The following is a 21,998-nucleotide window of genomic DNA, read 5'->3' on the forward strand; positions in this document are numbered from 1 at the left end:
CCCTGTAGGAGCGGCGCGAGCCGCGACCGCGGGGTAGCCGCTGGCGCCGCACGCCGGATGTCGCGGTCGCGGCTTGCGCCGCTCCTACAGGGGGCAATCGGTGCGACGCGGGTGGTGGTTCGGAGAGCTGACAAACGTCAGCTCGCCGCGATGAAGCCTCGGCCGCGCGCTTACGGCGCGGTGGCGTCGTGCGCGACGAACGCCGATTCGCCCTGCGGCAGTTGCAGCCAGTCCGGATGGGCCAGCGCGCGGGCGATGTCGCCCTGCCCCGACAGCCAGTGCTCGCGCATCGCCACCCGGCCGAACTGGTAGTCCTTGAAGTGGCCGATCTTGGCGCGGTCGCGGTAGATCAGGTGGATCACGCTGTAGCGGCGGTCGCAGGCCAGTTCGGCGGCGTGCTGGGCCCAGGGGTTGCTGGCGCGCACCTCGGCGGGGATTTCCTCCAGCAATTCGCGCAGCAGCCGGCGATAGTGCTGGAACACGCGCTGGGTGTCGGTGATCAGACGGGTGCGGCTGGAGTACTGGATTTCCTTCTGCCGCTCGGCCACGTCGAGCAGGTTCTGCGGCAGCTCGCCGCGCGCGTTCCACAGGTCGACCTGGAACACTAGGGTGTCGCTGCGCGGGCTGGCGGTGAGCACGTGCGACAGCGGGGTGTTCGAGACCAGGCCGCCGTCCCAATAGAACTCGCCGTCGATCTCGATCGCCGGAAACGCCGGCGGCAGCGCGCCGGAGGCGAGGATGTGGCGCGCGTCCAGGCGCATCTGGGTGTTGTCGAAATATTCCAGGTTGCCGGTGCGCACGTTGACCGCGCCGACGCTGACGCGGATGCCGTCGTCGTTGAGCCGGTCGAAGTCGACCAGCCGGTTGAGCGTGGCGATCATCGGCGAGGTGTCGTACCAGCTCGCCGCGGCCGGGCCGGGCTGGCCGCCGGCGAACAGCGCCGGGTCCGGTCCGAGCCAGGCGCGCGGCACGTAGAAACCGCGCTGGCCTTCGATGATCGCGCGCCAGGCTTCCCAGGTGTCGAGCCAGGCGCGGGTGTCGGCGTCGATGCCGTCGAAGCGCGCTTCCTGGCCCAGCGTGGTCGAGGGAAACACATTCGGGCGCGAGATCGTGTCCCAGAACTCGCGCAGCGCGGCCATGCGTTTTTCCGGCGGGTTGCCGGCGATGATCGCGGTGTTGAACGCGCCGATGGAGATGCCGGCGATCCAGTTCGGGGCGATGCCGGCTTCGAACAAGCCCTGGTAGACGCCGGCCTGATAGGCGCCGAGCGCGCCGCCGCCTTGCAACACCAGGGCGATGTTCTCAGGCAACGCCGGCGCGGCATCGCGCACGCGCCGCACCGACTCGCGAGTGGCGCGTTCGGTGGCGTCGGCGCGGCGGGCCTGGCGCGGGGTCGCCGGTGCGGGCGCCTGCGCGCTGCGCGCGCGGGTCGGCACGCGCGCGGCCGTCGCGGCCTGTTTGCGCTTGGGCGGTTCCTTGCGCGCGGGCTGTTTCGACGGCGGGTCTTTTTTCGCCGGCGCGGCCGGCTTGGGGTCGCGCTTGGCCGGCGCGCGCGGTTCGGCGGCGGCCGATGTGCGGGCAGCGGACTTACGGGCGACGGTCTTGCGGGTGCGTGCAGCGGGCATGGCGGCCTCCATTGGCGGGAGGGCCTTCAGGCCCGATGCCTGTGTTCCCATTCCAGCCATCGGATCGGGAGGCATCGGGCCTGAAGGCCCTCTCGCACGGGCGGTTTACTGCATGTACCAACCGTGGCTGACCACGAAGCTCTGCCCGGTCAGCGCCGCGCTCGGGAACTCGGCCAGGAAGCGCACCGTCTGCGCCACGTCCTGCACGGTGGTGAACACGCCGTCGACGGTGTTGCCGAGCATGACCTTCTTGATCACCTCGTCCTCGCTGATGCCCAGTTCCTTGGCCTGCTCGGGAATCTGCTTGTCCACCAGCGGCGTGCGCACGAAGCCCGGGCAGACCACGTGGCTGCGCACGTTGTGCTTGGCGCCTTCCTTGGCCAGCACCCGCGACAGGCCCAGCAGGCCGTGCTTGGCGGTGACATAGGCCGACTTCAGCGGCGAGGCCTCGTGCGAATGCACCGAGCCCATGTAGATCACCACGCCGCCCTTATCGCCCTTGTACATGTGCGGCAGCGCGGCCTTGGTGGTCAGGAACGCGCCGTCGAGGTGGATGGCGAGCATCTTCTTCCAGTCGGCGAAAGCGTAGTTCTCGATCGGGTTGACGATCTGGATGCCGGCGTTGGAGACCAGGATGTCGATGCCGCCGAGCTGCGCGACCACCTGCTCGATGCCGGCGTTGACCGCGGCCTCGTCGGTGACGTCCATGGCCACGCCGATGGCGCGGCCGCCGGCGGCGGCGATCTCGTCGGCCACCGCCTGCGCGCCGGCCTGGTTGAGGTCGGCGATGGCGATGGCGGCGCCGGCGCGGGACAGCTCGAACGCGATTTCCTTGCCGATGCCGCTCGCGGCCCCGGTGACGACGGCGACTTTGCCTTGGATCGAACTCATGGGAACTCAACTCCTGGACGATGCGTAACGATGCGGAAAGAGACAGGCCGCGGACGGCGAACCGGCGGCCATTGTCGCTGCGCCGCGTTATCGCGGTGTGGCGACGAATGCATCGCAGTGTCCCGGGGCGCGAGGGCTACGGGAATCGGACCTTCGTCCGTCGGGGAAGTTGCGCGGTGAGTTTGCGCAATCGGCCGGGAGGCCGCGGCCGGAGGCTGCACCTGTAGGAGCGGCGCGAGCCGCGACCGCGAAAACGAATCGCCGGCGGAAGCCCGGCCTCTCATGATCTACCCGGCCTGCGTCCGGCCGGAATGTACCGGGGGCATCCGGCCTGCGCGGACGCCCCATTAGCGCGGTCGCGGCTTGCGCCGCTCCTACAGGAAGCGGGCGCCGCCTCGCCGCGATCGGTCAGTCCTTGTTCTTGCCCTTCTTGTCCTTCTTTTTCTTCTTGTCCTTCTTCTTGTCCTTGTCTTTCTTCTTTTTCTTCTTGTCCTTCTTCGGCTGCAGCATCGTGCCGGTGCAGTCCGGCGAGCCGCAGCGGCATTCCCAGATCTTCTTCAGTTCCTTGGTGTGCTTCTCGGCCAGGGTGATGCCGTAGTTGTACGACAGCTCCTCGCCCGGGGCGATGTCGCGGATCGCCTCGATGAACACCTGGTCCTGGCGACGGTCGTCGCCCTCGTCCTCGGCCAGCACCGCCTCGCAGTTGGGCGAGCAGCTGTGGTTGATCCAGCGCGCCGTGTTGCCCTCGTAATTGGCGTCGATGACGTATTCATCGTTGAGGGTGAACAGGAACGTGTGGCCGGAATCGGCGTCGCCGGTATCGCCGGCGTCGGCGTCCTCGTGGGTGCGGCGGCGGCCCTTGTATTCGATGATGCGTTCGCCCTTGGCGATCGGGGCGACGGCGAATACACCGTTGCCGTGGATGGCTGAACGACGGGCGGCGATCTTGCGCGGCATGAGGAGTCTCGAAATGACGAGCGGACATTCTCGCCCGTCGAGGCGGTCGGCCGCCATCGCCGCGGTCGCCTTTCCACGCCCGCGGGCCTGAACGCCCGCGCCCGCCGACGCCCGCGCCCGGACCGCTGAATCGGGCAAAACCCCCGGCTGGCCCTGGCCGCAATAAAACCGTACAATTTCGGTACGAATTAAAGCCCGCCCATCCAAGCCCGCCCTCAGCGCCCCCACGCCGATGCTCCGCGTCACCAAGCTCACCGACTACGCCACGGTCGTCCTGACCGTCCTGGCGGCCCCGCACGACCGCGTCCTCAGCGCGGCCGAACTGGCCGAGCGCGCGGGCCTGGAAGCGCCGACGGTCAGCAAGGTGCTCAAGCCGCTGGCCCAGGCCGGCCTGGTCGAAGGCTTCCGCGGCGCCAACGGCGGCTACCGCCTGGCGCGGCCGGCCGACGAGATCGGCCTGATCGAAATCGTCGAGGCGATGGAAGGCCCGCTGGGCATGACCGAGTGCAGCGTGCACGAGGGCCAGTGCGGCCTCGAACACCAGTGCGGCGTGCGCGCCAACTGGCGCCGGATCAACGACGTCGTGGTCGAAGCGCTCAGCAGCGTCACCCTCGCGCAGATGCTCGCCCCCACCTTTCCAACCGAAACAGCCGCCACCGCCAAGCGCATCGACCTGCGCCTGGCCGGCGCATAGACAGTAGGCAGCCGCCATGGCCACCGACATCAAGACCGCTCCCGCGCAGGCGGGCGACATCGCCAATCGCGAGATCCACGAGCAGTTGGGTCGCCGCTACGAAGCCGGGTTCGTCACCGACATCGAGTCCGACAGCCTGCCGCCGGGCCTGGACGAGGACACCGTGCGCGCGCTGTCGGCCAAGAAGAACGAGCCGCAGTGGATGACGCAGTGGCGCCTGGCCGCCTACCGCCATTGGCTGACCATGCCGATGCCGCACTGGGCCAAGCTCAACATCGCCCCGATCGACTTCCAGGCGCTGAGCTATTACAGCGCGCCCAAGGCCAAGTACAACTCGCTCGACGAGGTGCCGCAGGAACTGCTCGACACCTACGACAAGCTCGGCGTGCCGCTGCACGAACGCGCGCGTCTGGCCGGCGTGGCGGTGGACGCGGTGTTCGACTCGGTCTCCGTCGGCACCACCTTCCGCAAGGAACTTGCCGAGAAGGGCGTGATCTTCTGTTCGATGTCCGAGGCGATCCGCGAGCATCCCGAGCTGGTGCAGCAGTACCTCGGCAGCGTCGTGCCGGTCGGCGACAACTATTTCGCCGCGCTCAACTCGGCGGTGTTCTCCGACGGCAGCTTCGTGTTCATCCCCAAGGGCGTGCGCTGCCCGATGGAGCTGAGCACCTATTTCCGCATCAACGCCGGCCACACCGGCCAGTTCGAGCGCACCTTGATCGTGTGCGAGGACAAGGCCTACGTGTCTTATCTTGAAGGCTGCACCGCGCCGATGCGCGACGAAAACCAGCTGCACGCCGCGGTGGTCGAGCTGGTGGCGCTGGAAGACGCGGAGATCAAGTACTCCACGGTGCAGAACTGGTATCCCGGCGACGAGGAAGGCCGCGGCGGCATCTACAACTTCGTGACCAAGCGCGGCGAATGCCGCGGCGCGCGCAGCAAGATCAGCTGGACCCAGGTCGAAACCGGTTCGGCGATCACCTGGAAGTACCCGTCCTGCGTGCTGCTGGGCGACGATTCGGTCGGCGAGTTCTATTCGGTCGCGCTGACCCACCACCGCCAGCAGGCCGACACCGGCACCAAGATGATCCACATCGGCAAGCGCACCAAGTCGAAGATCATCAGCAAGGGCATCAGCGCCGGCCGCGGCCAGAACACCTACCGCGGCCTGGTCAAGGTGGAGAAGAACGCCGCCGGCGCGCGCAACCACACCCAGTGCGACAGCCTGCTGATCGGCAAGAAGTGCGGCGCGCACACCTTCCCCTACATCGAGGTCAAGCGCCCCGACGCCACCGTCGAGCACGAGGCCACCACCTCCAAGATCAGCGAAGACCAGCTGTTCTACTGCCGCTCGCGCGGTATCGGCGAGGAAGACGCGGTGTCGATGATCGTCGACGGCTTCTGCAAGAGCGTGTTCCGCGAACTGCCGATGGAGTTCGCGGTGGAAGCCAAGAAGCTGCTGGAAGTGAGCCTGGAAGGCAGCGTCGGCTAAGACGTTTCCTTCTCCCGCTTGCGGGAGAAGGTGGCCCGAAGGGCCGGATGAGGGCGCATGCCCTCACCCCAACCCCTCTCCCGCCAGCGGGAGAGGGGCTAAAGACAGAGCCGCCGCGCAGGCGCGCGACAGCGAACCCATTGGACAGATAACGATGCTCAAGATCGACAACCTCCACGTCTCCGTCGCCGGCAAAGAGATCCTCAAGGGCCTGACCCTGGAGCTGATCCCCGGCCAGGTGCACGCCATCATGGGCCCCAACGGCGCCGGCAAGTCCACGCTCGGCAACGTGCTGGCCGGGCGCGAGGGCTATGAGGTCACCGCCGGCAGCGTCGAGTTCGACGGCCGCGACCTGCTCGCGCTGGAGCCGGAAGAACGCGCCGCCGCCGGCGTGTTCCTGGCCTTCCAGTACCCGGTCGAGATCCCGGGCGTGAACAACACCTACTTCCTGCGCGCCGCGCTCAACGCCCAGCGCAAGGCGCGCGGCGAGGCCGAGCTCGACTCGATGCAGTTCCTCAAGCTGGTGCGCGAGAAGCTCGCCGTTTTGCATCTGAAGGACGAGCTGCTGCACCGCGGCGTCAACGAAGGCTTCAGCGGCGGCGAGAAGAAGCGCAACGAAATCTTCCAGCTGGCCCTGCTCGAGCCGCGCCTGGCGATCCTGGACGAAACCGATTCGGGCCTGGACATCGACGCGCTCAAGGCGGTCGCCGACGGCGTCAACGCGCTGCGCTCGAGCGAGCGCGCGTTCCTGGTCATCACCCACTATCAGCGCCTGCTCGACTACATCAAGCCCGACGTGGTCCACGTGCTGGCCGACGGCCGCATCGTCGAGACCGGCGGCGCCGAGCTGGCGCTGGAGCTGGAAGCGCATGGCTACGCCTGGCTCAAGGACCGGGTGGCGCCGGAGAGCGCGGCTTGACCGCGGCGCGAGCACAGGAGACCTGCCGATGAGCGCTCTGCTCGAAGCCTTCGCTTCCGCCTTCGACGCGCTGCCCGCGCGCGAAGCCGCCGGCCTCGGCCAGACCCGCCGCGCCGCGCTCGACGCCGCGCTGCGCGACGGCCTGCCCGGTCCGCGCACCGAAGCCTGGAAATACACCCCGCTGCGCGCGCTGGAACGCCGCGCGTTCGCCGCGGCCGAGGCCGCGCCGGCTGCGTTCGACGCCGCCGCGGTCGCCGGCATTCCGGCGCCGCGCATCGTCTTCCACAACGGCCGCTTCGACGCCGTCCACACCGACCTGAGCGATCTGCCGGCCGGCGTGAGCCTGCAGCCGCTGTCGCAGGTGCTGGCCGCCGGCGACGCGCGCGAAGCCAACTTCCTCGCCCGCCGCTTCGAGCGCGCCGACGAAGTGTTCGCCCGCCTCAACGCCGCGCTCGCCGACGAAGGCGCGGTGCTGCGCGTGGACGCCGGCGTACGCGCCGGCACCGCGGTGCATCTGGTGTTCGTCGGCAGCCCGAGCGAGGGCGACCGCGCCTGGCATCTGCGCCACCTGATCGAACTGCGCGAGGGCGCGAGCCTGACCGTGGTCGAGCACCACCTGGCCAGCGACATCCACAACCACCTCGGCAACAGCCTCACCCACGTCCACCTCGCCCCCGATGCGCAGCTGTCGCACGCGCGGGTGCAGGACGAGGCGCTGGGCGCGACCGTGATCGCGCGCACCGATGCGGTGCTGGCGCGCGCCGCGCACTACCGCCGCCTCGACCTGGAACTGGGCGCCGCGCTGAGCCGGCACGAGCTCAATGCCGCGCTGCATGGCGAAGGCGCGCACGTCCACGCCAACGGCGTGCTGCTGGCCACCGGCCGCCGCCACCTCGACACCCGCTTAGGCATCGACCACGTCGGCCGCGACACCCAGTGCGAACTGGTCTGGCGCGGCCTCGGCGCCGGCCGCTCGCGTGCGGCGTTCCACGGCGGCATCCTGATCCGCGAAGGCGCCGACGGCAGCAACGCCGATCTGTCGAACAAGAACCTGCTGCTCAGCGAAGGCGCCGAGATCGACACCCAGCCGGTGCTGGAGATCCACGCCGACGAAGTGCAGGCCGCGCACGGCGCCACCGTCGGCCAGCTCGACGCCAATGCGCTGTTCTACCTGCGCTCGCGCGGCGTGCCGGCGGAAACCGCGCGCGCCCTGCTGACTGCCGCGTTCTGCCGCGAAACCGTCTCGGTGCTCGAGGACGAAGGCGTGCGGGCGATGCTCGAGGTGCGGCTGAATCTGGCGCTGGAACGGCTGCAACCGTCTTGATGCCAGGAGATAGCGGATAGGAGTTAGGAGATAGCGAAAAGCTGTTTCCTCTCATGCTTTCGCTATCTCCTAACTCCTATCCGCTATCTCCTCGCACCCCGGGATCTCGATGACCGTCGCCCCCTCCCCCGCCATCGACTGGGCCGCCGTACGCGCCGACTTCCCGGTGCTGACCCGCGAAGTCCACGGCAAGCCGCTGATCTATTTCGACTCGGCCAACACCGGGCAGAAGCCCGACGCGGTCATCGCCACCGTCGACGATTTCTATCGCCGCCACAACGCCAACGTCAGCCGCGCCGTGCACACGCTCGGCACCGAGGCCACCGAGGCCTACGAAGGCGCGCGGACCAAGCTGGCGCGCTTCCTCAACGTGCGCGGCGACGAGTTGGTGCTGTGCAGCGGCACCACCTTCGCGATCAACCTCGTCGCCTATTCCTGGGCGTTGCCGCGGCTGCAGCCGGGCGATGCGATCGTGCTCACGCGCATGGAGCACCACGCCAATATCGTGCCGTGGCAGTTGGTCGCCCAGCGCACCGGCGCGGTCATCAAGGTCGCCGAACTCGACGAACTCGGCCGGCTGGACCTGGACCGGCTCTACGCGCTGCTGACCCCGGACGTGAAGCTGCTGGCGCTGACCCACGTCTCCAACGTGCTCGGCACGGTCAACCCGGTGCGCGAGATCTGCCGCGAAGCGCGCAAGCGCGGCATCGCTACCTTGATCGACGGCTCGCAGGCAGCGCCGCATCTGGCGCTCGACGTCGCCGCGATCGGCTGCGATTTCTACGCCGTCACCGGCCACAAGATGAGCGGCCCGACCGGCACCGGTGCGCTATGGGCGCGGCGCGAACACCTGGACGCGATGCCGCCGTTCATCGGCGGCGGCGAGATGATCAAGGAAGTGCGCTTCGAAGGCACCGTGTTCGCCGACGGCCCGCGCCGCTTCGAGGCCGGCACCCCGAACATCGCCGGTTTCGCCGGGCTCGGCACCGCGGTCGACTACCTGTCCGCGCTGGGCATGGCCAACATCGAAGCGCGCGAACAGGCCCTGCTGGAGCGCTTCAACGCCGCGCTGGGCGAAGTCCCCGGCCTGCGCATCTTCGGCGCCGCGCCGGGCAAGGCCGCGGTGGTGAGCTTCCTGATCGAGGGCGCGCACGCCCACGACCTGGCCACCCTGCTCGACCTGGAAGGCGTGGCGATCCGCTCCGGCCACCACTGCGCGCACCCACTGATGCAGCACTTCGGCGTGCCGGCGACCTGCCGCGCCTCGCTGGCCTACTACAACACCTTCGAGGAAATCGACGCCTTCGTCGCCGCCCTGAACAAGGTGCGCAAGCTGCTGGCCTGAGCCCGCGCGGCCCGCGCCGCGCCCGGCGCCGCGGGCCGATTCCGTACTACCATCGCCTCCCCTTTCCTGCCGCACGTCCATGACCCTCGCCGCAGCCCCGCTCGTTTTCCGCCACGCCACCCTCGCCGACACCGACGCGCTGATCGCGCTGGTCGAATCGGCCTACCGCGGCGACGCCAGCCGCGCCGGCTGGACCACCGAAGCCGATTTCCTCGACGGCCGCCGCACCGGCGCCGACGACATCCACGCTTGCCTGGCGCGAGAGCGCAGCGTGATCCTGATCGGCGAACGCTCCGGCCCCGACGGCCGCCCGGAACTGCTGGCCTGCGCGCATATCGCCGAAGAGGAAGGCGCCGGCTACTTCGGCATGTTCTCGGTGCGCCCGACCCTGCAGGGCGGCGGCATCGGCAAGCAGGTCATCGACGAGGCCGAGCGCATCGTGCGCGAAGACTGGCGCCTGCCGGCGATGCGCATGACCGTGATCGACATCCGCGACGAACTGATCGCCTTCTACGAGCGCCGCGGCTACGTGCGCACCGGCAAGCTCAAGCCCTTCCCCTACGGCGACGAACGCTTCGGCCAGCCCAAGCGCGACGATCTGCGCTTCGAGGTGCTGGAAAAAACGTTCTGACGTTTGCCGCGATGCAGGATCGGGAAACCGCCGCAGGTTCCCGATTCCTCTGCGATTACCGATTACCGAGCCAAGCAAGCGCCACCGCCAGGAAACCATCCCATGAGCGAAAACTGGGTCTTCGTCTGCGCCACCTCGCAACTGCTGCCCGGCGAATCCACCGTCGCCTGGGACGGCGACACCGCGATCTTCGTGTGCAACTACGACGGCGATTACTACGCGCTGGAAGACCGCTGCTCGCACGAGGATTTCGAACTGTCCTCGGGCACCTTCGACGGCGAAGAGGCGAGCATCGAGTGCGTGCTGCACGGCGCGCGCTTCGACGTGCGCGACGGGCGGCCGCTGTGCGCGCCGGCCTACGAGCCGGTGGCGAAGTTTCCGGTCAAGGTCGAAGACGGCGGGGTGTGGACCCGCGACGACCGCGAGTGAGGCGATAGCGCGGCGGCATCGCGAACTGCAACAACAGCGTCGGGGCTGAAGCCCCTCCCACAAGGATCAGGACGGCCCTGAACTTTGTGGGAGGGGCTTCAGCCCCGACGCTTTTCTGTCCCTAACCGCGAAACCACGCCGCATGCCGCCGGCGCCCCTCAAAACCGCGACGCCGACCACGACTTGCGGCCGCATTAAGCACATCCATGCGACGAAAACGGTTACAACACGCCCTCTGCGTTCAATTTTCGTTGCAAATGAGAATCTATCTCATTAGTATCGCGGCCTGACGCGGCCCCGGCCGCGGCCCTTTACTGTCCCCCAGAGATTCTCATGTCGACCACGAAGTTCGTCGTGTCGCCGCTCGCCGGCGCCCTTGTCCTCGCTTTCAGTCTGCCGTCCCTCGCCGACCCGGCCGCGGCCGAATCGTCCAAGGCCAAAGACCTGGACAGCGTCAAGGTGCACGGCCAGCGCGCCGAGCGCGCGAGCTCGCCGAAGATCACCGCTCCGCTGCTGGATACGCCGCGCTCGATGACGGTGATCGCGCCGGAAGTGATCCGCGACACCGGCGCCACCACCCTGGTCGAAGCGCTGCGCACCGTCCCGGGCATCACCTTCGGCGCCGGCGAAGGCGGCAACCCGCAGGGCGACCGTCCCTTCATCCGCGGCTTCGATTCGCAGAACAACATCTACATCGACGGCGTGCGCGATTCCGGCGCGCAGTCGCGCGAAGCCTTCGCGGTGGAGCGCATCGAGGTCATGAAGGGCCCGAACTCCGCCTTCGGCGGCCGCGGCGCGGCCGGCGGCGGCATCAACCTGGTCACCAAGACCCCGCAGCAAAGCACGTTCTTCGCCGGCAGCATGGGCCTGGGCACCGACAACTACACTCGCGCTACGGCCGATGCCAACATCGCCATCTCCGACAGCACCGCGTTCCGCCTCAACGCGATGGCCCACGACGCCGACGTGGCCGGCCGCGACGAAGTGCGCAGCGAGCGCTACGGCTTCGCTCCGTCGCTGGCCTTCGGCCTGGGCACGCCGACCCGGGCGACGCTGAGCTACTACTACCTCAAGACCGACGAGGTGCCCGACGCGGGCATGCCGTACCAGTACAGCAACGCCAACAAGCCGGCCAACGTCAAGGAATTCCACCCGGTCGACGGCGGCCGCCGCGAGAACTTCTACGGCCTGCTCGACCGCGACTTCCGCAAGACCGAAGCCGGCGTCGGCACCATCGCCATCGAGCACGACTTCAACGACGGCCTGACCCTGCGCAACACCAGCCGCTACGGCCGCACCCGCCAGGACTACATCCTCAGCCAGCCCGACGACAGCCAGGGCAACGTCGTCAACGGCCTGGTCTGGCGCCGCTCCAACAGCCGCGCCGGCAGCACCAAGAGCCTGAGCAACCAGACCGACCTGTTCGGCAGCTTCAATACCGGCTCGGTCCGTCACGACTTCTCCGCCGGCATCGAGATCGCCAACGAGAAGTCCTACCGCGACAGCTACGTCATCGGCACCATCCCCGCCGCGGTCGCCTGCCGCACGCTCGGCCCGGGCGCGCCGTCGTACTACAACTGCACCACGCTGGCGCGTCCGAACCCGTCCGACCCGTGGGTTTCGGGCAGCTACGACGCGGCCAGCAAGCGCTTCACTCCGGCGCCGATCCGCCGCGCGCTCAATCCGACCACCACCGATTCGGACACCCGCGCCGCGTACTTCTTCGACACCGTCAACTTCAACGAGCGCTGGCTGCTCAACGCCGGCGTGCGCTACGACAGCTTCGAAGTGAAGGCGGTCAACGCCACCAGCAACCTGCGCAACAAGAGCGACTTCTTCAACTACCAGGTCGGCCTGGTGTGGAAGCCGCGTCCGTTCGGCAGCGTCTACCTGTCCTGGGCCACGTCCTCGACCCCGGCCGGGGCGATGATCGGCGAAGGCACCGAGACCAACCCGATCAGCGCCGCCGACCTCAAGCCCGAGGAAACCCGCAACATCGAACTGGGCACCAAGTGGGATCTGCTCGACGAGCGCCTGTCGCTGACCGCGGCGGTGTTCCGCACCGAGAAGGACAACACCCGCGTGCAGGTCACCCCGGGCGTGTTCCAGCTGGCCGGCAAGAACCGCGTCGACGGCGTCGAGCTCGGCGTCAGCGGCAAGATCACCGAAGCCTGGCACGTGTTCGCCGGCTACACCTACCTCGACAGCGAGATCGTCAACGACGGCCCGCTGGCCGCCAACGACGGCAAGGTGTTCCCGAACACGCCGAAGAACAGCTTCAGCCTGTGGACCGACTACGCGGTGACGCCGAAGCTGTCCGTCGGCGGCGGCGCGTTCTACGTCGACAAGGTCTACGGCGACGTCGCCAACCTGCGTTACGTGCCCTCCTACACCCGCTACGACGCGATGGTCGCCTACGCCTTCAGCGAACGTCTGCGCCTGCGTTTGAACGTGCAGAACCTGACCGACGAGAAGTACTACGACCGCGCCTATGCCTCGCACTTCGCGATCATGGCGCCGGGCCGCTCTGCTACTGTCACCGCCGAGTTCAAGTTCTGACCGCCCCTCGGGCCGGCCGTCGCGGCCGGCCCCCGGGACCGCCCACCCCGCGCGCCGGCCGGCGCGCGGGTTCGTCATTGGAACGCGGCCGATGCTGCTTCACCTGCGAAATGTATTGACCGGCGACCAGGTCGCCCACTTCCGCCGCCGCCTCGGCGAGGCGGGCTGGACCGATGGGCGCATCACCGCCGGCCACCAGTCGGCCAAGGCCAAGGACAATTCGCAACTGCCGGGCAACGACCCGGTCGCGCGCGAGCTTGGCGACCTCCTGCTCGAGGTACTCGGCCGCAACAGCGAGTTCTTCGCCTCCGCGCTGCCGCGGCGGATCTTCCCGCCGCTGTTCAACCGCTACCAGGGCGGCCAGTCGTTCGGCTTCCACGTCGACAACGCGGTGCGCTACGACCACGAGCAGCGCCCGCCGCAGCCGATCCGCACCGACGTGTCGGCGACCTTGTTCCTCAGCGAGCCCGACGAATACGACGGCGGCGAACTCATCATCGAGGACACCTACGGCAACCAGCAGGTCAAGCTGCCGGCCGGCGACATGGTGCTGTATCCGTCCACCAGCCTGCATCGGGTGGCGCCGGTGACGCGCGGCGTGCGCACGGCTTCGTTCTTCTGGGTGCAGAGCCTGGTCCGCGACGACGCGCAGCGGCGCCTGCTGCTCGAGCTCGACCTGTCGATCCGCCAGCTCGGCGCCGACCTGCCCGACCATCCTTCGCTGGTGCAGCTCACCGGCGTCTACCACAACCTGCTGCGGCGCTGGACCGACGTATGACGCCGGCCGCCGCCCACGACCCGAACCGCCGCGCATACTGGCTCAAGACCCTGCACCGCTGGCACTGGATCAGCGCTGCGCTGAGCCTGGTCGCGCTGCTGCTGTTCTCGGTCACCGGCATCACCCTCAACCACGCCGCGCAGATCGAATCCAAGCCGCGCGTGGTCAATCTCAAGGAAACCCTGCCGGCGAGCCTGCTGCGCAGCCTGCAGGGCGAACGCGCGGCCGATGCGCCGTTGCCGGGCAATGTCAACGACTGGCTCGCCGATGCGTTGGACGTTCGCGCCGAAGGGCGCAAGGGCGAGTGGTCCGACAGCGAGGTCTACGTATCGCTGCCGCGTCCCGGCGGCGACGCCTGGATCAGCATCGACCGCGAAACCGGGGCGATCGAATACGAACGCACCGACCGCGGCTGGATCGCCTGGCTCAACGACCTGCACAAGGGCCGCAACACCGGCACCGCGTGGCGCTGGTTCATCGATCTGTTCGCCGCGGCCTGCCTGCTGTTCGCGCTGACCGGCCTGTGGCTGCTGCAACTGCACGCGCGCCAGCGCGGCAAGACCTGGCCGCTGGTGGCGGCAGGCCTGTTGCTGCCGCTGCTGATCGTCGTCTTGTTCATGCATTGAAGAATCCGAAGTTTCCACTCAGGAGCGTTCCATGAAGCCGTCCATGTTCAAGATCCTGATTCCGGCGCTGACCCTGCCGCTGCCGGCGTTCGCCGCCGATCTGGAACTCAACATCGAAGTGCCGCGCATCAATGCGGCCGAATACCACCGCCCCTACGTCGCGGCCTGGATCGAGAAGGCCGACAACTCCGTGGCGAGCAACCTGCTCGTTTGGTACGACGTGGACATGAAGAACGGCGAAGGCACCAAGTGGCTCAAGGACATGCGCCAGTGGTGGCGGCGCAGCGGCCGCACCTTGACCATGCCGGTCGACGGCGTCAGCGGCGCGACCCGCCCGGTAGGCCAGCACGCGGTGAGTTTCAAGGGCGCGTCCAAGCAGCTCGCCGGCCTGGCGCCGGGCAGCTACACCCTGGTGGTGGAAGCCGCGCGCGAAGTCGGCGGCCGCGAGATGCTGACGATCCCGTTCGAATGGCCGGCCAAGGCGCAGAAGCTGTCGGCGCAAGGCAAGACCGAGCTGGGCAAGGTCGGCTTGGCGGTGAAACCGTAACGCGCCGGGAATCGGCGATGGAACAGCGGCGATCGCGAACACGATCGTTCTCCATCCGATTCCTCCCGCAGCGCTCGCTTCGACGATGCTCCCTTCCTTATTCCCCATTCCCGGACCCAACACCATGAAACTCAAACTGATCTCCGCCGCGGCGCTGGCCGCGCTCGCCCTGGCCGGCACCGCCCACGCCCACAAGGCCTGGCTGCAGCCCTCGCAGACGGTGTTCTCGGAGAAGGGCTCGTGGATGACGGTCGATGCGGCCGTGTCCAACGACCTGTTCTACTTCAACCACGTGCCGCTGCCGCTGGAGCGGCTGCAGGTGACCGCGCCGGACGGCAGCGCGGTGCAGGCGCAGAACGGTTCGACCGGCAAGCTGCGCAGCGTGTTCGACCTGCAACTGCAGCAGGAAGGCACCTACAAGATCGCGATGAACAACGAAGGCATGTTCGCCAGCTACAAGCTCGGCGGCGAAGCCAAGCGCTGGCGCGGCAAGGCCGGCGAGTTCAAGACCGCGATCCCGGCCGGCGCGACCGAGGTCGAAGCCTCCGAGAGCCTGGGCCGGGTCGAGACCTTCGCCACCGTCGGCAAGCCGAGCACCGGCGCGTTCAAGACCACCGGCAAGGGCATCGAGCTGGTGCCGGTGACGCATCCCAACGATCTGTTCGCCGGCGAGTCGGCGACGTTCCAGTTGCTCGTCGACGGCAAGCCGGCGTCGGGCCTGAAGATCGAAATCGTTCCGGGCGCGACCCGCTACCGCAACGAGCAGGCCGAGATCCACGCCACCACCGGCGCCGACGGCAAGTTCGAAGTGAAGTGGCCGCAGGCCGGCATGTACTGGCTGGAAACCGCCAGCGAAGACAAGAAGACCACCCTGGCCGACGCCAAGCAGCGCCGGCTGAGCTACGTGGCCGTGTTCGAAGTGCTGCCGCAGTAAGCATGAGCGGGCGCGCGCCGCAGCCGCTGTGGTCGTGGACGGGCGCCGTGGCGCCCGCGCATGGCGCGGCTGCGGGTGCGCCGCACGTTGCGGTGCCGGATGCTTTCGCACCGATGCTTGCGGCGAACCTCGCCGCGAGCGCGACGCCGAATACCGCGGCGATGTCCGCACGCGCCGCCGTGCACGAACTGCGCGGCCTGAGCATGGGCACGACGTGGTCGGTCAAGCTGGCTGCGCCAGTCGCCGCCCTGATCGATCTCGAACGCGGCATCCAGGCGCGGCTCGACGAAGTCGTCGCGCAGATGAGCACCTGGGAAACCGGCTCGGACATCAGCCGCTACAACCGCGCCGACGCCGGCAGCGCGCACACGCTGCCGGCGCCGTTCGCCGAAGTGCTGACCGCGGCGCTGGCGCTGGCCGCGGACACCGACGGCGCCTACGACCCGAGCATCGGCCCGCTGACCGACCTGTGGGGCTTCGGCCCCGCCGGCGCGCGCGCGCAAGCGCCCGAACCGGCGCCGCTGGCGCAGGCGCGCGAACGCGTCGACTGGCGCCGCCTGCGCTTCGACCCGGCCACGCGCGAACTGATCCAACCCGGCGGCGCGTACCTGGACTTTTCCTCCATCGCCAAGGGCTACGGCGTCGACCGCGTCGCCGACTGGCTGCTCGCGCAAGGTTGCGGCGACTGTCTGGTCGAAGTCGGCGGCGAGCTGCGCGCGCATGGGCGCAAGCCCGACGGTTCGGCCTGGCGGGTCGCGGTCGAACAACCCGGCCACGAGGATGAAGCCGCCGCGGTGATCGCGCTCGACGGCCTGGCCATCGCCACCTCCGGCGACTACCGCCGCTATTTCGAACAAGCCGGCGCCACGCGCCGTTACTCGCACACGCTCGACCCGCGCACCGGCGCGCCGATCGAGCACGCGGTGGCCTCAGTCACCGTGCTGCACCAACGCTGCATGCACGCCGACGCGCTCGCCACCGCGCTGACCGTGCTCGGCGCCCGCGCCGGGCTCGCCTACGCCAACCGCCGCCAGCTCGCCGCGCTGTTCGTGCTGCGCGAAGGCGACGGCTTCGTTTCCCGCGCCACGCCTGGCTTCGTCGCCCGGCAGCGCTCCGCCTGATTTCTGCATGACTTCTTCATCCGCCGCGCGCGAGCGTCGTTTCACTCTGTCCTGGCTCGGCAACGCCGTGGCGTTGCTGGCGCTGTGCGCGCTCGCCGCGGTGTCGGCGCGCACCCAGGTCGACGGCTGGCAATGGATCGCGCCGGGGCGCGGCCAATGGTGGCTGGCTGCGGCGCTGGTCGCCGCCTACGTCGGTTTCATCGCGGCGGTGGCGACGTCGCGCAAGCGTAGCGCGCAGCGCGACGCCCTGCCCGAGCTGCGCGCCGATCAACGCGGCGAGTGGTTGGTCGCCTTCGCCAGCCAGACCGGCTTCGCCGAACAGTTGGCGCGGCGCAGCTGGCAGGCGTTGCGCGACGCCGGCCTGCGCGCCGACCTGGCCGTGCTCGGCACGCTCGACGCCGCACAGTTGAGCCAATACCGACGCGTTCTGTTCGTGGTCAGCACCACCGGCGAGGGCGACGCGCCCGACAGCGCCGCAGCGTTCGTGCGCAAGGCGATGGGCGCGGCCACGCCGCTGCCGCAACTGGGCTACGGCGTGCTCGCATTGGGCGACCGCGAGTACGCGCAGTACTGCGCGTTCGGCCATCGCCTCGATCATTGGCTGCGCCACGCCGGCGCGCAGCCATTGTTCGATCTGGTCGAAGTCGACAACGGCGAGGCCGGGGCGCTGCGTCATTGGCAGCATCACCTGGGCCTGCTCGCCGGGCGCACCGACCTGCCCGACTGGAGCGCGCCGGCCTACGCGCCGTGGCGTTTGAGCGAACGGCGCGTGTCGAACCCGGGCAGCGCCGGCGCCGCCGCGTTCGATCTGGCGCTGCTGCCGGCCAACGGCTCGGCGCTGCAGTGGCGCGCCGGCGACATCGCCGAGATCGGCCCGCGCAACCCGCCCGACGAAGTCGCGCAGTGGCTGGCCGCTACCGGCCTCGACGGTGCCACGCGAGTGCGTCGCGACGACAGCGAGATCGCGCTGGCCGAATTGCTCGCACGCTCGCGCCTGCCCGTCGCCACCGACGCGCGCGGCCGCGGCGCACAAGCCGTAGCCGACGAACTGGCGGCGCTGCCGCATCGCGAATACTCGATCGCCTCGATCCCCACCGACGGCGCGCTGCGCCTGCTGGTGCGGCAGATGCGCCGCGACGACGGCCGCCTCGGCCTGGGCAGCGGTTGGCTGACCGAATACGCCGGCGACGGCGCGGCGATCGATCTGCGCATCCGCGCCAACCCCTCGTTCCATGCCCCGACCGACGCGCGGCCGCTGATCCTGATCGGCAACGGCACCGGCCTGGCCGGGTTGCGCGCGCTGCTGCGCGAACGCATCGACGCCGGCCATCATCGCAACTGGCTGCTGTTCGGCGAACGCAACGCGGCCTGCGACCTGCATTACCGCGACGACCTGGACGCGTGGCAGGCCGACGGCCGGATCGAACGCAGCGACTACGCGTTCTCGCGCGACGGCGCGCAGCGGGTGTATGTGCAGGACCGGCTGCGCGAACGCATCGGCGAGATCCGCGAATGGATCGCGGCCGGCGCGGCGGTCTATGTTTGCGGCAGCCTGGAAGGCATGGCGCCGGCGGTCGACGCGGTGCTGCGCGAAGCGCTCGGCGACGACGCGCTGGAGACGATGGCGGCGGATGGGCGATATCGGCGCGACGTGTACTGACCGATGCCGTCTGCGGTCCGAACGCCTCCTGTAGGAGCGGCGCAAGCCGCGACCGCGGGGGTTCCGGTCGCGGCGGAAGGTTCGTCGTAGCCGCGGTGTCGCGGTCGCAGCTCGCGCAGCTCCTACAGTCGGAAACGAAACTCGCGATGGCTACTTGTAGGAGCGGCGCGAGCCGCGACCGCGGAGTTCCCGGTCGCGACGAACGGCTCGCCGTAGCTGCGGTGTCGCGGTCGCAGCTTGCGCAGCTCCTACAGTCGGAAACGCAACCCGCGATGGCTATCTGTAGGAGCGGCGCGAGCCGCGACTTCGGGGTTTCCCGGTCGCGACGAACGGCTGCTTCGCCTCAAGCCTCGCCGACGCGCACCAGCAGCACTTCGCCGCCGCCTTCCAGCACATGGCGCAGGCGATCCTCGCCCGCGGCCAGGATCGCGGTATAGCCGGCTTGCAGCGGCGCCAGCCCGCAGCCGTCGGCGAAATGGGCCTGGCCGGCGAGCAGGTGCACGGCCCAGCTCTGCCCGGGTTCGGCGAACAGCACCATCGGGCCGACCAGCGGGCGGTGCCAGAGCTCGGCGCGGACGCGGTCGCGGCGCCACATCAGGTTGAAGTCGTGGGTCGGGCCGTCGATCAGCTCGCCGCTGACCGTGCGTTCGCCGGCGAAGCGCAGCTTGTCGTGCGGCGGGCGCAGTTCGAAGGCCTCGCCGTCGTCAAAACGCAGGCGCAGGCCGTTGCCGCTGAGCAGGACCAGTTCGCGGTCGATGCCCGGAAAGGCCGAGAACGGGGCGTCGCTTTCGATTTCGGCGATCGACAGGCGCCAGTCCCAGTCTTCCTCGCCCGACGCGGGGCGGTCGCGGCCGGCTTCGCGGCGCATGCGCACGATCTCGCGGGTCCAGCCGAACTGGTTGCGCCAGCGTTCGCGGCGGTACTCGTTGGCGGGGATGCACCAGGAGGGACGGTCGGGCATGGGGGCGGCTGGCTGAATGGAGGTGCCAGTCTAGTGGGTCTGGAGGGGTGGCCCAAGCGGTGGGGGCGCGCGGGCGGCCAGGCAGAGCCGTGGGCCAGGGCGGGCTGGGGCTTGGAGCGGAACGCGTTGGGGCTGCGCGCGGTGAGGGTGGCGCCGGAGTTGAGGGGGCGCGGGCGCGGCTTGCGCCGCTCCTACAGGGGGTTTGCCTGTAGTACGGCGTCGGATGTAAGGCTTGGGGTGGTGTCGCTTCGGGGTGCGACGGCGGAGCTACGTAACTTCGGTTGGGTGTGCCCCGCCGCGGATCCTTCCGCGGCGGGGCAGCGTACTTCCGTGTCCAGGGACCTCCCCCCGAATCCTTCGGGCATCCTTGCCCGATCAGCTACCGGCTCCGCATCCTTACGGTGCCGGCAGGCGAGTTCAGCGCTTGCTGGCGGCGCGCGGCGCCGCGATGGCGCCGGCGGTGTTGGTCGGACGGCCGCCTTGCGCCGGCGCCCCACCCACCACGATACGGTCGCGGTTCTTTTCCACCGTCTTCAGACCGATCCCCTTGACCAGGGCCAGCTGCTCGGCGCTGCGGAAGGCCCCGTTGGCCTTGCGGTAAGCGACGATCGCTTCTGCCTTGGACGCTCCGATGTTGAGCAGCACGCGGTCCAGCGTGGCCGCATCGGCGCTGTTGATATTGACCTTCTCCGAGGCGTAGGCACTGCCGGCGAGGACCAGCGACAGCACCAGCGACTTGGCGATGAGGGCAAACGACTTCATGTTGAGCTCCTTGAGATTGGATTCCTTTCCAGTCCGGAGGACGTTGCTTCCTTGATTCCTTGTCCGCCGGTGGAGACAGTCTCCATGTCTCGACGGGCACAGGTTATCGCCGCTTGCGCCCCGGCGAAGTCGGGCGGAACCGCAGCGCAGGGTAGGAAAAGTCCTACACGCCCCGGCCGGCGTAAAATGGTCGCCTTCCCCAGCTCCGAGGCCCCGTTCATGGACGCCAGCAAGGTCGACCGCTACGTCGGTCAGAAGTGGGACGACGAAATCGTCCCGCAATTGGTCGAATACATCCGCATTCCCAACAAGTCGCCGATGTTCGACGCCGATTGGGTCAAGCACGGCTATATGGACGACGCGGTCAAGCTGATGGAGTCGTGGGCCAAGGCCCAGTCGATTCCCGGCATGCAGGTCGAGGTGGTGCGCCTGGAAGGCCGCACGCCGTTGATCTTCATCGATATTCCGGCCGCCCACGGCGGCAGCGACGACGACTGCGTGCTGCTGTACGGCCACCTCGACAAGCAGCCGGAGATGACCGGCTGGGACGACGACCTCGGCCCGTGGAAGCCGGTGATCAAGGGCGACAAGCTGTTCGGCCGCGGCGGCGCCGACGACGGCTATGCGATCTTCGGTTCGCTGGCGGCGATCCTGGCCCTGCAGGACCAGCAGATCCCGCACTCGCGCTGCGTGATCCTGATCGAGGCCTGCGAGGAATCGGGCAGCTACGACCTGCCGGCCTACGTCGACCACCTCGCTGAGCGCATCGGCAAGCCCTCGCTGGTGGTGTGCCTGGACTCGGGCTGCGGCAACTACGAGCAGTTGTGGTGCACGACCTCGCTGCGCGGCCTGGCCGGCGGCAACTTCACGGTCAAGGTGCTCAGCGAAGGCGTGCATTCGGGCGACGCTTCCGGCGTGGTGCCCTCGAGCTTTCGCCTGCTGCGCCAGTTGCTCTCGCGCCTGGAAGACGAGACCAGCGGCAAGATCCTGATCGAAGGCCTGTACGTGGACGTGCCCGAAGAGCGCATGGAGCAGGCGCGCCAGGCGGCCAAGGTGCTCGGCAACGCGGTCTACGACAAGTTCCCGTTCCTGCCGAACATGAAGCCGATGGCCGATGACTTGTCGGAGCTGGTGCTCAACCGCACCTGGCGTCCGGCGCTGTCGGTGACCGGCGTGGACGGCATGCCGCCGCTGGCTTCGGCCGGCAACGTGCTGCGTCCCTACACTTCGGTGAAGCTGTCGCTGCGCCTGCCGCCGACGCTGGACGGCAAGCGCGCCGGCGAGCTGCTCAAGGAAGTGCTGCTGCGCGATCCGCCCAACGGCGCGCAGGTGTCGCTGGAACTGGAGAAGTCTTCCAGCGGCTGGAACGCGCCGGCGATGTCGTCGTGGCTGTCCAAGGCGATCGACGCGTCGAGCCGCGAGTTCTTCGGCCAGCCTGCGATGTACATGGGCGAAGGCGGCTCGATTCCGTTCATGGGCATGCTCGGCGAGAAGTTCCCGGGCGCGCAGTTCATGATCACCGGCGTGCTGGGCCCGCATTCCAACGCACACGGCCCGAACGAGTTCCTGCATATCCCGATGGGCAAGCGCGTCACCGCGTGCGTGGCGCGGGTGGTGGCCGAGCATCATCAGGCCAGCCAGCGCGGCGAGACCGCGGGCGCGGCGGTGGTGGCCGACAGCGGCGACCGCCACGGTGGGCACGGTTGCTGCTGAGCAGTTTCGCTCGGGCGCCAACGCGGTAAC

Annotated in this window: 19 protein-coding genes and 1 pseudogene; 15 read left to right on the forward strand and 5 right to left on the reverse strand. The window is 69.0% G+C overall.

Features of this window, described 5'->3' with window-relative positions; translation table 11 throughout:
• Nucleotides 1–170 precede the first annotated feature (170 nt).
• From BLU84_RS05990 to BLU84_RS06000, 3 genes and pseudogenes are all read right to left on the reverse strand, one after another.
• Nucleotides 171–1,625 carry a DUF3734 domain-containing protein gene (locus tag BLU84_RS05990; protein WP_083382407.1) on the reverse strand — a complete coding sequence of 485 codons (1,455 nt, stop codon included), beginning with the start codon at nucleotides 1,623–1,625 and terminating at the stop codon, nucleotides 171–173.
• Nucleotides 1,626–1,730: 105 nt separating this feature from the next.
• Nucleotides 1,731–2,516, reverse strand: a complete 786-nt coding sequence (locus tag BLU84_RS05995; protein ID WP_057946640.1) for a 3-hydroxybutyrate dehydrogenase — start codon at nucleotides 2,514–2,516, stop codon at nucleotides 1,731–1,733.
• Between the two features lie 492 nt (nucleotides 2,517–3,008).
• Nucleotides 3,009–3,473 (reverse strand): annotated as a pseudogene (locus tag BLU84_RS06000) (SET domain-containing protein); the annotation flags it as partial.
• Nucleotides 3,474–3,705: 232 nt separating this feature from the next.
• On the opposite strand from BLU84_RS06000, the gene BLU84_RS06005 reads away from it, so the two are divergent.
• The 14 genes from BLU84_RS06005 to BLU84_RS06070 all read left to right on the forward strand — a co-directional run bounded on the left by BLU84_RS06005 (nucleotide 3,706) and on the right by BLU84_RS06070 (nucleotide 18,532).
• Nucleotides 3,706–4,167 carry an SUF system Fe-S cluster assembly regulator gene (locus BLU84_RS06005; protein ID WP_074864001.1) on the forward strand — a complete coding sequence of 154 codons (462 nt, stop codon included), beginning with the start codon at nucleotides 3,706–3,708 and terminating at the stop codon, nucleotides 4,165–4,167.
• A gap of 16 nt (nucleotides 4,168–4,183) precedes the next feature.
• Entirely contained in the window at nucleotides 4,184–5,659 is a 1,476-nt protein-coding gene (gene sufB / locus BLU84_RS06010; RefSeq protein WP_074864003.1) for a Fe-S cluster assembly protein SufB, read from the forward strand.
• A gap of 154 nt (nucleotides 5,660–5,813) precedes the next feature.
• Nucleotides 5,814–6,578: a Fe-S cluster assembly ATPase SufC gene (sufC, locus tag BLU84_RS06015; protein ID WP_074864005.1), complete on the forward strand. Its 765-nt coding sequence runs from the start codon at nucleotides 5,814–5,816 to the stop codon at nucleotides 6,576–6,578.
• A gap of 28 nt (nucleotides 6,579–6,606) precedes the next feature.
• On the forward strand, nucleotides 6,607–7,902 hold the full coding sequence (gene sufD, locus BLU84_RS06020) for a Fe-S cluster assembly protein SufD (RefSeq protein ID WP_074864007.1): 1,296 nt from the start codon (nucleotides 6,607–6,609) through the stop codon (nucleotides 7,900–7,902).
• Between the two features lie 109 nt (nucleotides 7,903–8,011).
• Nucleotides 8,012–9,247: a cysteine desulfurase gene (locus tag BLU84_RS06025; protein WP_083382358.1), complete on the forward strand. Its 1,236-nt coding sequence runs from the start codon at nucleotides 8,012–8,014 to the stop codon at nucleotides 9,245–9,247.
• A 79-nt stretch (nucleotides 9,248–9,326) separates the two neighbouring features.
• A complete protein-coding gene (locus tag BLU84_RS06030; protein WP_074864011.1) occupies nucleotides 9,327–9,878 on the forward strand; it encodes a GNAT family N-acetyltransferase in 552 nt (183 codons plus the stop codon).
• Between the two features lie 102 nt (nucleotides 9,879–9,980).
• Nucleotides 9,981–10,307 carry a Rieske (2Fe-2S) protein gene (locus BLU84_RS06035; protein ID WP_074864013.1) on the forward strand — a complete coding sequence of 109 codons (327 nt, stop codon included), beginning with the start codon at nucleotides 9,981–9,983 and terminating at the stop codon, nucleotides 10,305–10,307.
• Nucleotides 10,308–10,640: 333 nt separating this feature from the next.
• The gene (locus BLU84_RS06040; RefSeq protein WP_074864015.1) at nucleotides 10,641–12,866 is read left to right on the forward strand and encodes a TonB-dependent receptor; all 2,226 of its coding nucleotides are present in this window, start codon (nucleotides 10,641–10,643) and stop codon (nucleotides 12,864–12,866) included.
• A gap of 91 nt (nucleotides 12,867–12,957) precedes the next feature.
• On the forward strand, nucleotides 12,958–13,644 hold the full coding sequence (locus BLU84_RS06045; RefSeq protein ID WP_074864017.1) for a Fe2+-dependent dioxygenase: 687 nt from the start codon (nucleotides 12,958–12,960) through the stop codon (nucleotides 13,642–13,644).
• Nucleotides 13,641–14,270 (forward strand): PepSY-associated TM helix domain-containing protein, encoded by a 630-nt coding sequence (locus BLU84_RS06050; protein ID WP_074864019.1) that lies wholly within the window; start codon nucleotides 13,641–13,643, stop codon nucleotides 14,268–14,270. Before BLU84_RS06045 ends, BLU84_RS06050 begins: the two co-directional genes overlap by 4 nt.
• A 31-nt stretch (nucleotides 14,271–14,301) precedes the next feature.
• Nucleotides 14,302–14,817: a DUF2271 domain-containing protein gene (locus tag BLU84_RS06055; protein WP_074864039.1), complete on the forward strand. Its 516-nt coding sequence runs from the start codon at nucleotides 14,302–14,304 to the stop codon at nucleotides 14,815–14,817.
• A gap of 124 nt (nucleotides 14,818–14,941) precedes the next feature.
• On the forward strand, nucleotides 14,942–15,751 hold the full coding sequence (locus BLU84_RS06060) for a DUF4198 domain-containing protein (RefSeq protein WP_074864041.1): 810 nt from the start codon (nucleotides 14,942–14,944) through the stop codon (nucleotides 15,749–15,751).
• Between the two features lie 161 nt (nucleotides 15,752–15,912).
• Complete coding sequence (locus BLU84_RS06065) at nucleotides 15,913–16,872, forward strand: FAD:protein FMN transferase (RefSeq protein ID WP_233431082.1); 960 nt, start codon at nucleotides 15,913–15,915, stop codon at nucleotides 16,870–16,872.
• 7 nt (nucleotides 16,873–16,879) lie between these two features.
• Nucleotides 16,880–18,532 (forward strand): sulfite reductase subunit alpha, encoded by a 1,653-nt coding sequence (locus BLU84_RS06070; protein WP_083382360.1) that lies wholly within the window; start codon nucleotides 16,880–16,882, stop codon nucleotides 18,530–18,532.
• 343 nt (nucleotides 18,533–18,875) lie between these two features.
• On the opposite strand, the gene BLU84_RS06075 is transcribed toward BLU84_RS06070, so the two are convergent.
• Nucleotides 18,876–19,493: a HutD/Ves family protein gene (locus BLU84_RS06075; protein WP_074864043.1), complete on the reverse strand. Its 618-nt coding sequence runs from the start codon at nucleotides 19,491–19,493 to the stop codon at nucleotides 18,876–18,878.
• A 417-nt stretch (nucleotides 19,494–19,910) separates the two neighbouring features.
• Nucleotides 19,911–20,255 (reverse strand): ComEA family DNA-binding protein, encoded by a 345-nt coding sequence (locus BLU84_RS06080; protein ID WP_074864045.1) that lies wholly within the window; start codon nucleotides 20,253–20,255, stop codon nucleotides 19,911–19,913.
• Between the two features lie 219 nt (nucleotides 20,256–20,474).
• Between BLU84_RS06080 and BLU84_RS06085 the strand changes: the two genes are divergently transcribed.
• Nucleotides 20,475–21,968, forward strand: coding sequence for a M20 family metallopeptidase (locus tag BLU84_RS06085; protein WP_074864046.1), 1,494 nt, complete (start codon nucleotides 20,475–20,477; stop codon nucleotides 21,966–21,968).
• Nucleotides 21,969–21,998 lie beyond the last annotated feature (30 nt).

It is taken from the genome of Lysobacter enzymogenes (assembly GCF_900106525.1).
Lineage (GTDB): Bacteria > Pseudomonadota > Gammaproteobacteria > Xanthomonadales > Xanthomonadaceae > Lysobacter > Lysobacter enzymogenes.

Bases quoted from the DNA above. Each gene is read 5' to 3' on its own strand.
- BLU84_RS05990 (WP_083382407.1), bottom strand. From the start codon at position 1,625: ATGCCCGCTGCACGCACCCGCAAGACCGTCGCCCGTAAGTCCGCTGCC.
- BLU84_RS05995 (WP_057946640.1), bottom strand. From the start codon at position 2,516: ATGAGTTCGATCCAAGGCAAAGTCGCCGTCGTCACCGGGGCCGCGAGC.
- BLU84_RS06005 (WP_074864001.1), top strand. From the start codon at position 3,706: ATGCTCCGCGTCACCAAGCTCACCGACTACGCCACGGTCGTCCTGACC.
- sufB (WP_074864003.1), top strand. From the start codon at position 4,184: ATGGCCACCGACATCAAGACCGCTCCCGCGCAGGCGGGCGACATCGCC.
- sufC (WP_074864005.1), top strand. From the start codon at position 5,814: ATGCTCAAGATCGACAACCTCCACGTCTCCGTCGCCGGCAAAGAGATC.
- sufD (WP_074864007.1), top strand. From the start codon at position 6,607: ATGAGCGCTCTGCTCGAAGCCTTCGCTTCCGCCTTCGACGCGCTGCCC.
- BLU84_RS06025 (WP_083382358.1), top strand. From the start codon at position 8,012: ATGACCGTCGCCCCCTCCCCCGCCATCGACTGGGCCGCCGTACGCGCC.
- BLU84_RS06030 (WP_074864011.1), top strand. From the start codon at position 9,327: ATGACCCTCGCCGCAGCCCCGCTCGTTTTCCGCCACGCCACCCTCGCC.
- BLU84_RS06035 (WP_074864013.1), top strand. From the start codon at position 9,981: ATGAGCGAAAACTGGGTCTTCGTCTGCGCCACCTCGCAACTGCTGCCC.
- BLU84_RS06040 (WP_074864015.1), top strand. From the start codon at position 10,641: ATGTCGACCACGAAGTTCGTCGTGTCGCCGCTCGCCGGCGCCCTTGTC.
- BLU84_RS06045 (WP_074864017.1), top strand. From the start codon at position 12,958: ATGCTGCTTCACCTGCGAAATGTATTGACCGGCGACCAGGTCGCCCAC.
- BLU84_RS06050 (WP_074864019.1), top strand. From the start codon at position 13,641: ATGACGCCGGCCGCCGCCCACGACCCGAACCGCCGCGCATACTGGCTC.
- BLU84_RS06055 (WP_074864039.1), top strand. From the start codon at position 14,302: ATGAAGCCGTCCATGTTCAAGATCCTGATTCCGGCGCTGACCCTGCCG.
- BLU84_RS06060 (WP_074864041.1), top strand. From the start codon at position 14,942: ATGAAACTCAAACTGATCTCCGCCGCGGCGCTGGCCGCGCTCGCCCTG.
- BLU84_RS06065 (WP_233431082.1), top strand. From the start codon at position 15,913: ATGTCCGCACGCGCCGCCGTGCACGAACTGCGCGGCCTGAGCATGGGC.
- BLU84_RS06070 (WP_083382360.1), top strand. From the start codon at position 16,880: ATGACTTCTTCATCCGCCGCGCGCGAGCGTCGTTTCACTCTGTCCTGG.
- BLU84_RS06075 (WP_074864043.1), bottom strand. From the start codon at position 19,493: ATGCCCGACCGTCCCTCCTGGTGCATCCCCGCCAACGAGTACCGCCGC.
- BLU84_RS06080 (WP_074864045.1), bottom strand. From the start codon at position 20,255: ATGAAGTCGTTTGCCCTCATCGCCAAGTCGCTGGTGCTGTCGCTGGTC.
- BLU84_RS06085 (WP_074864046.1), top strand. From the start codon at position 20,475: ATGGACGCCAGCAAGGTCGACCGCTACGTCGGTCAGAAGTGGGACGAC.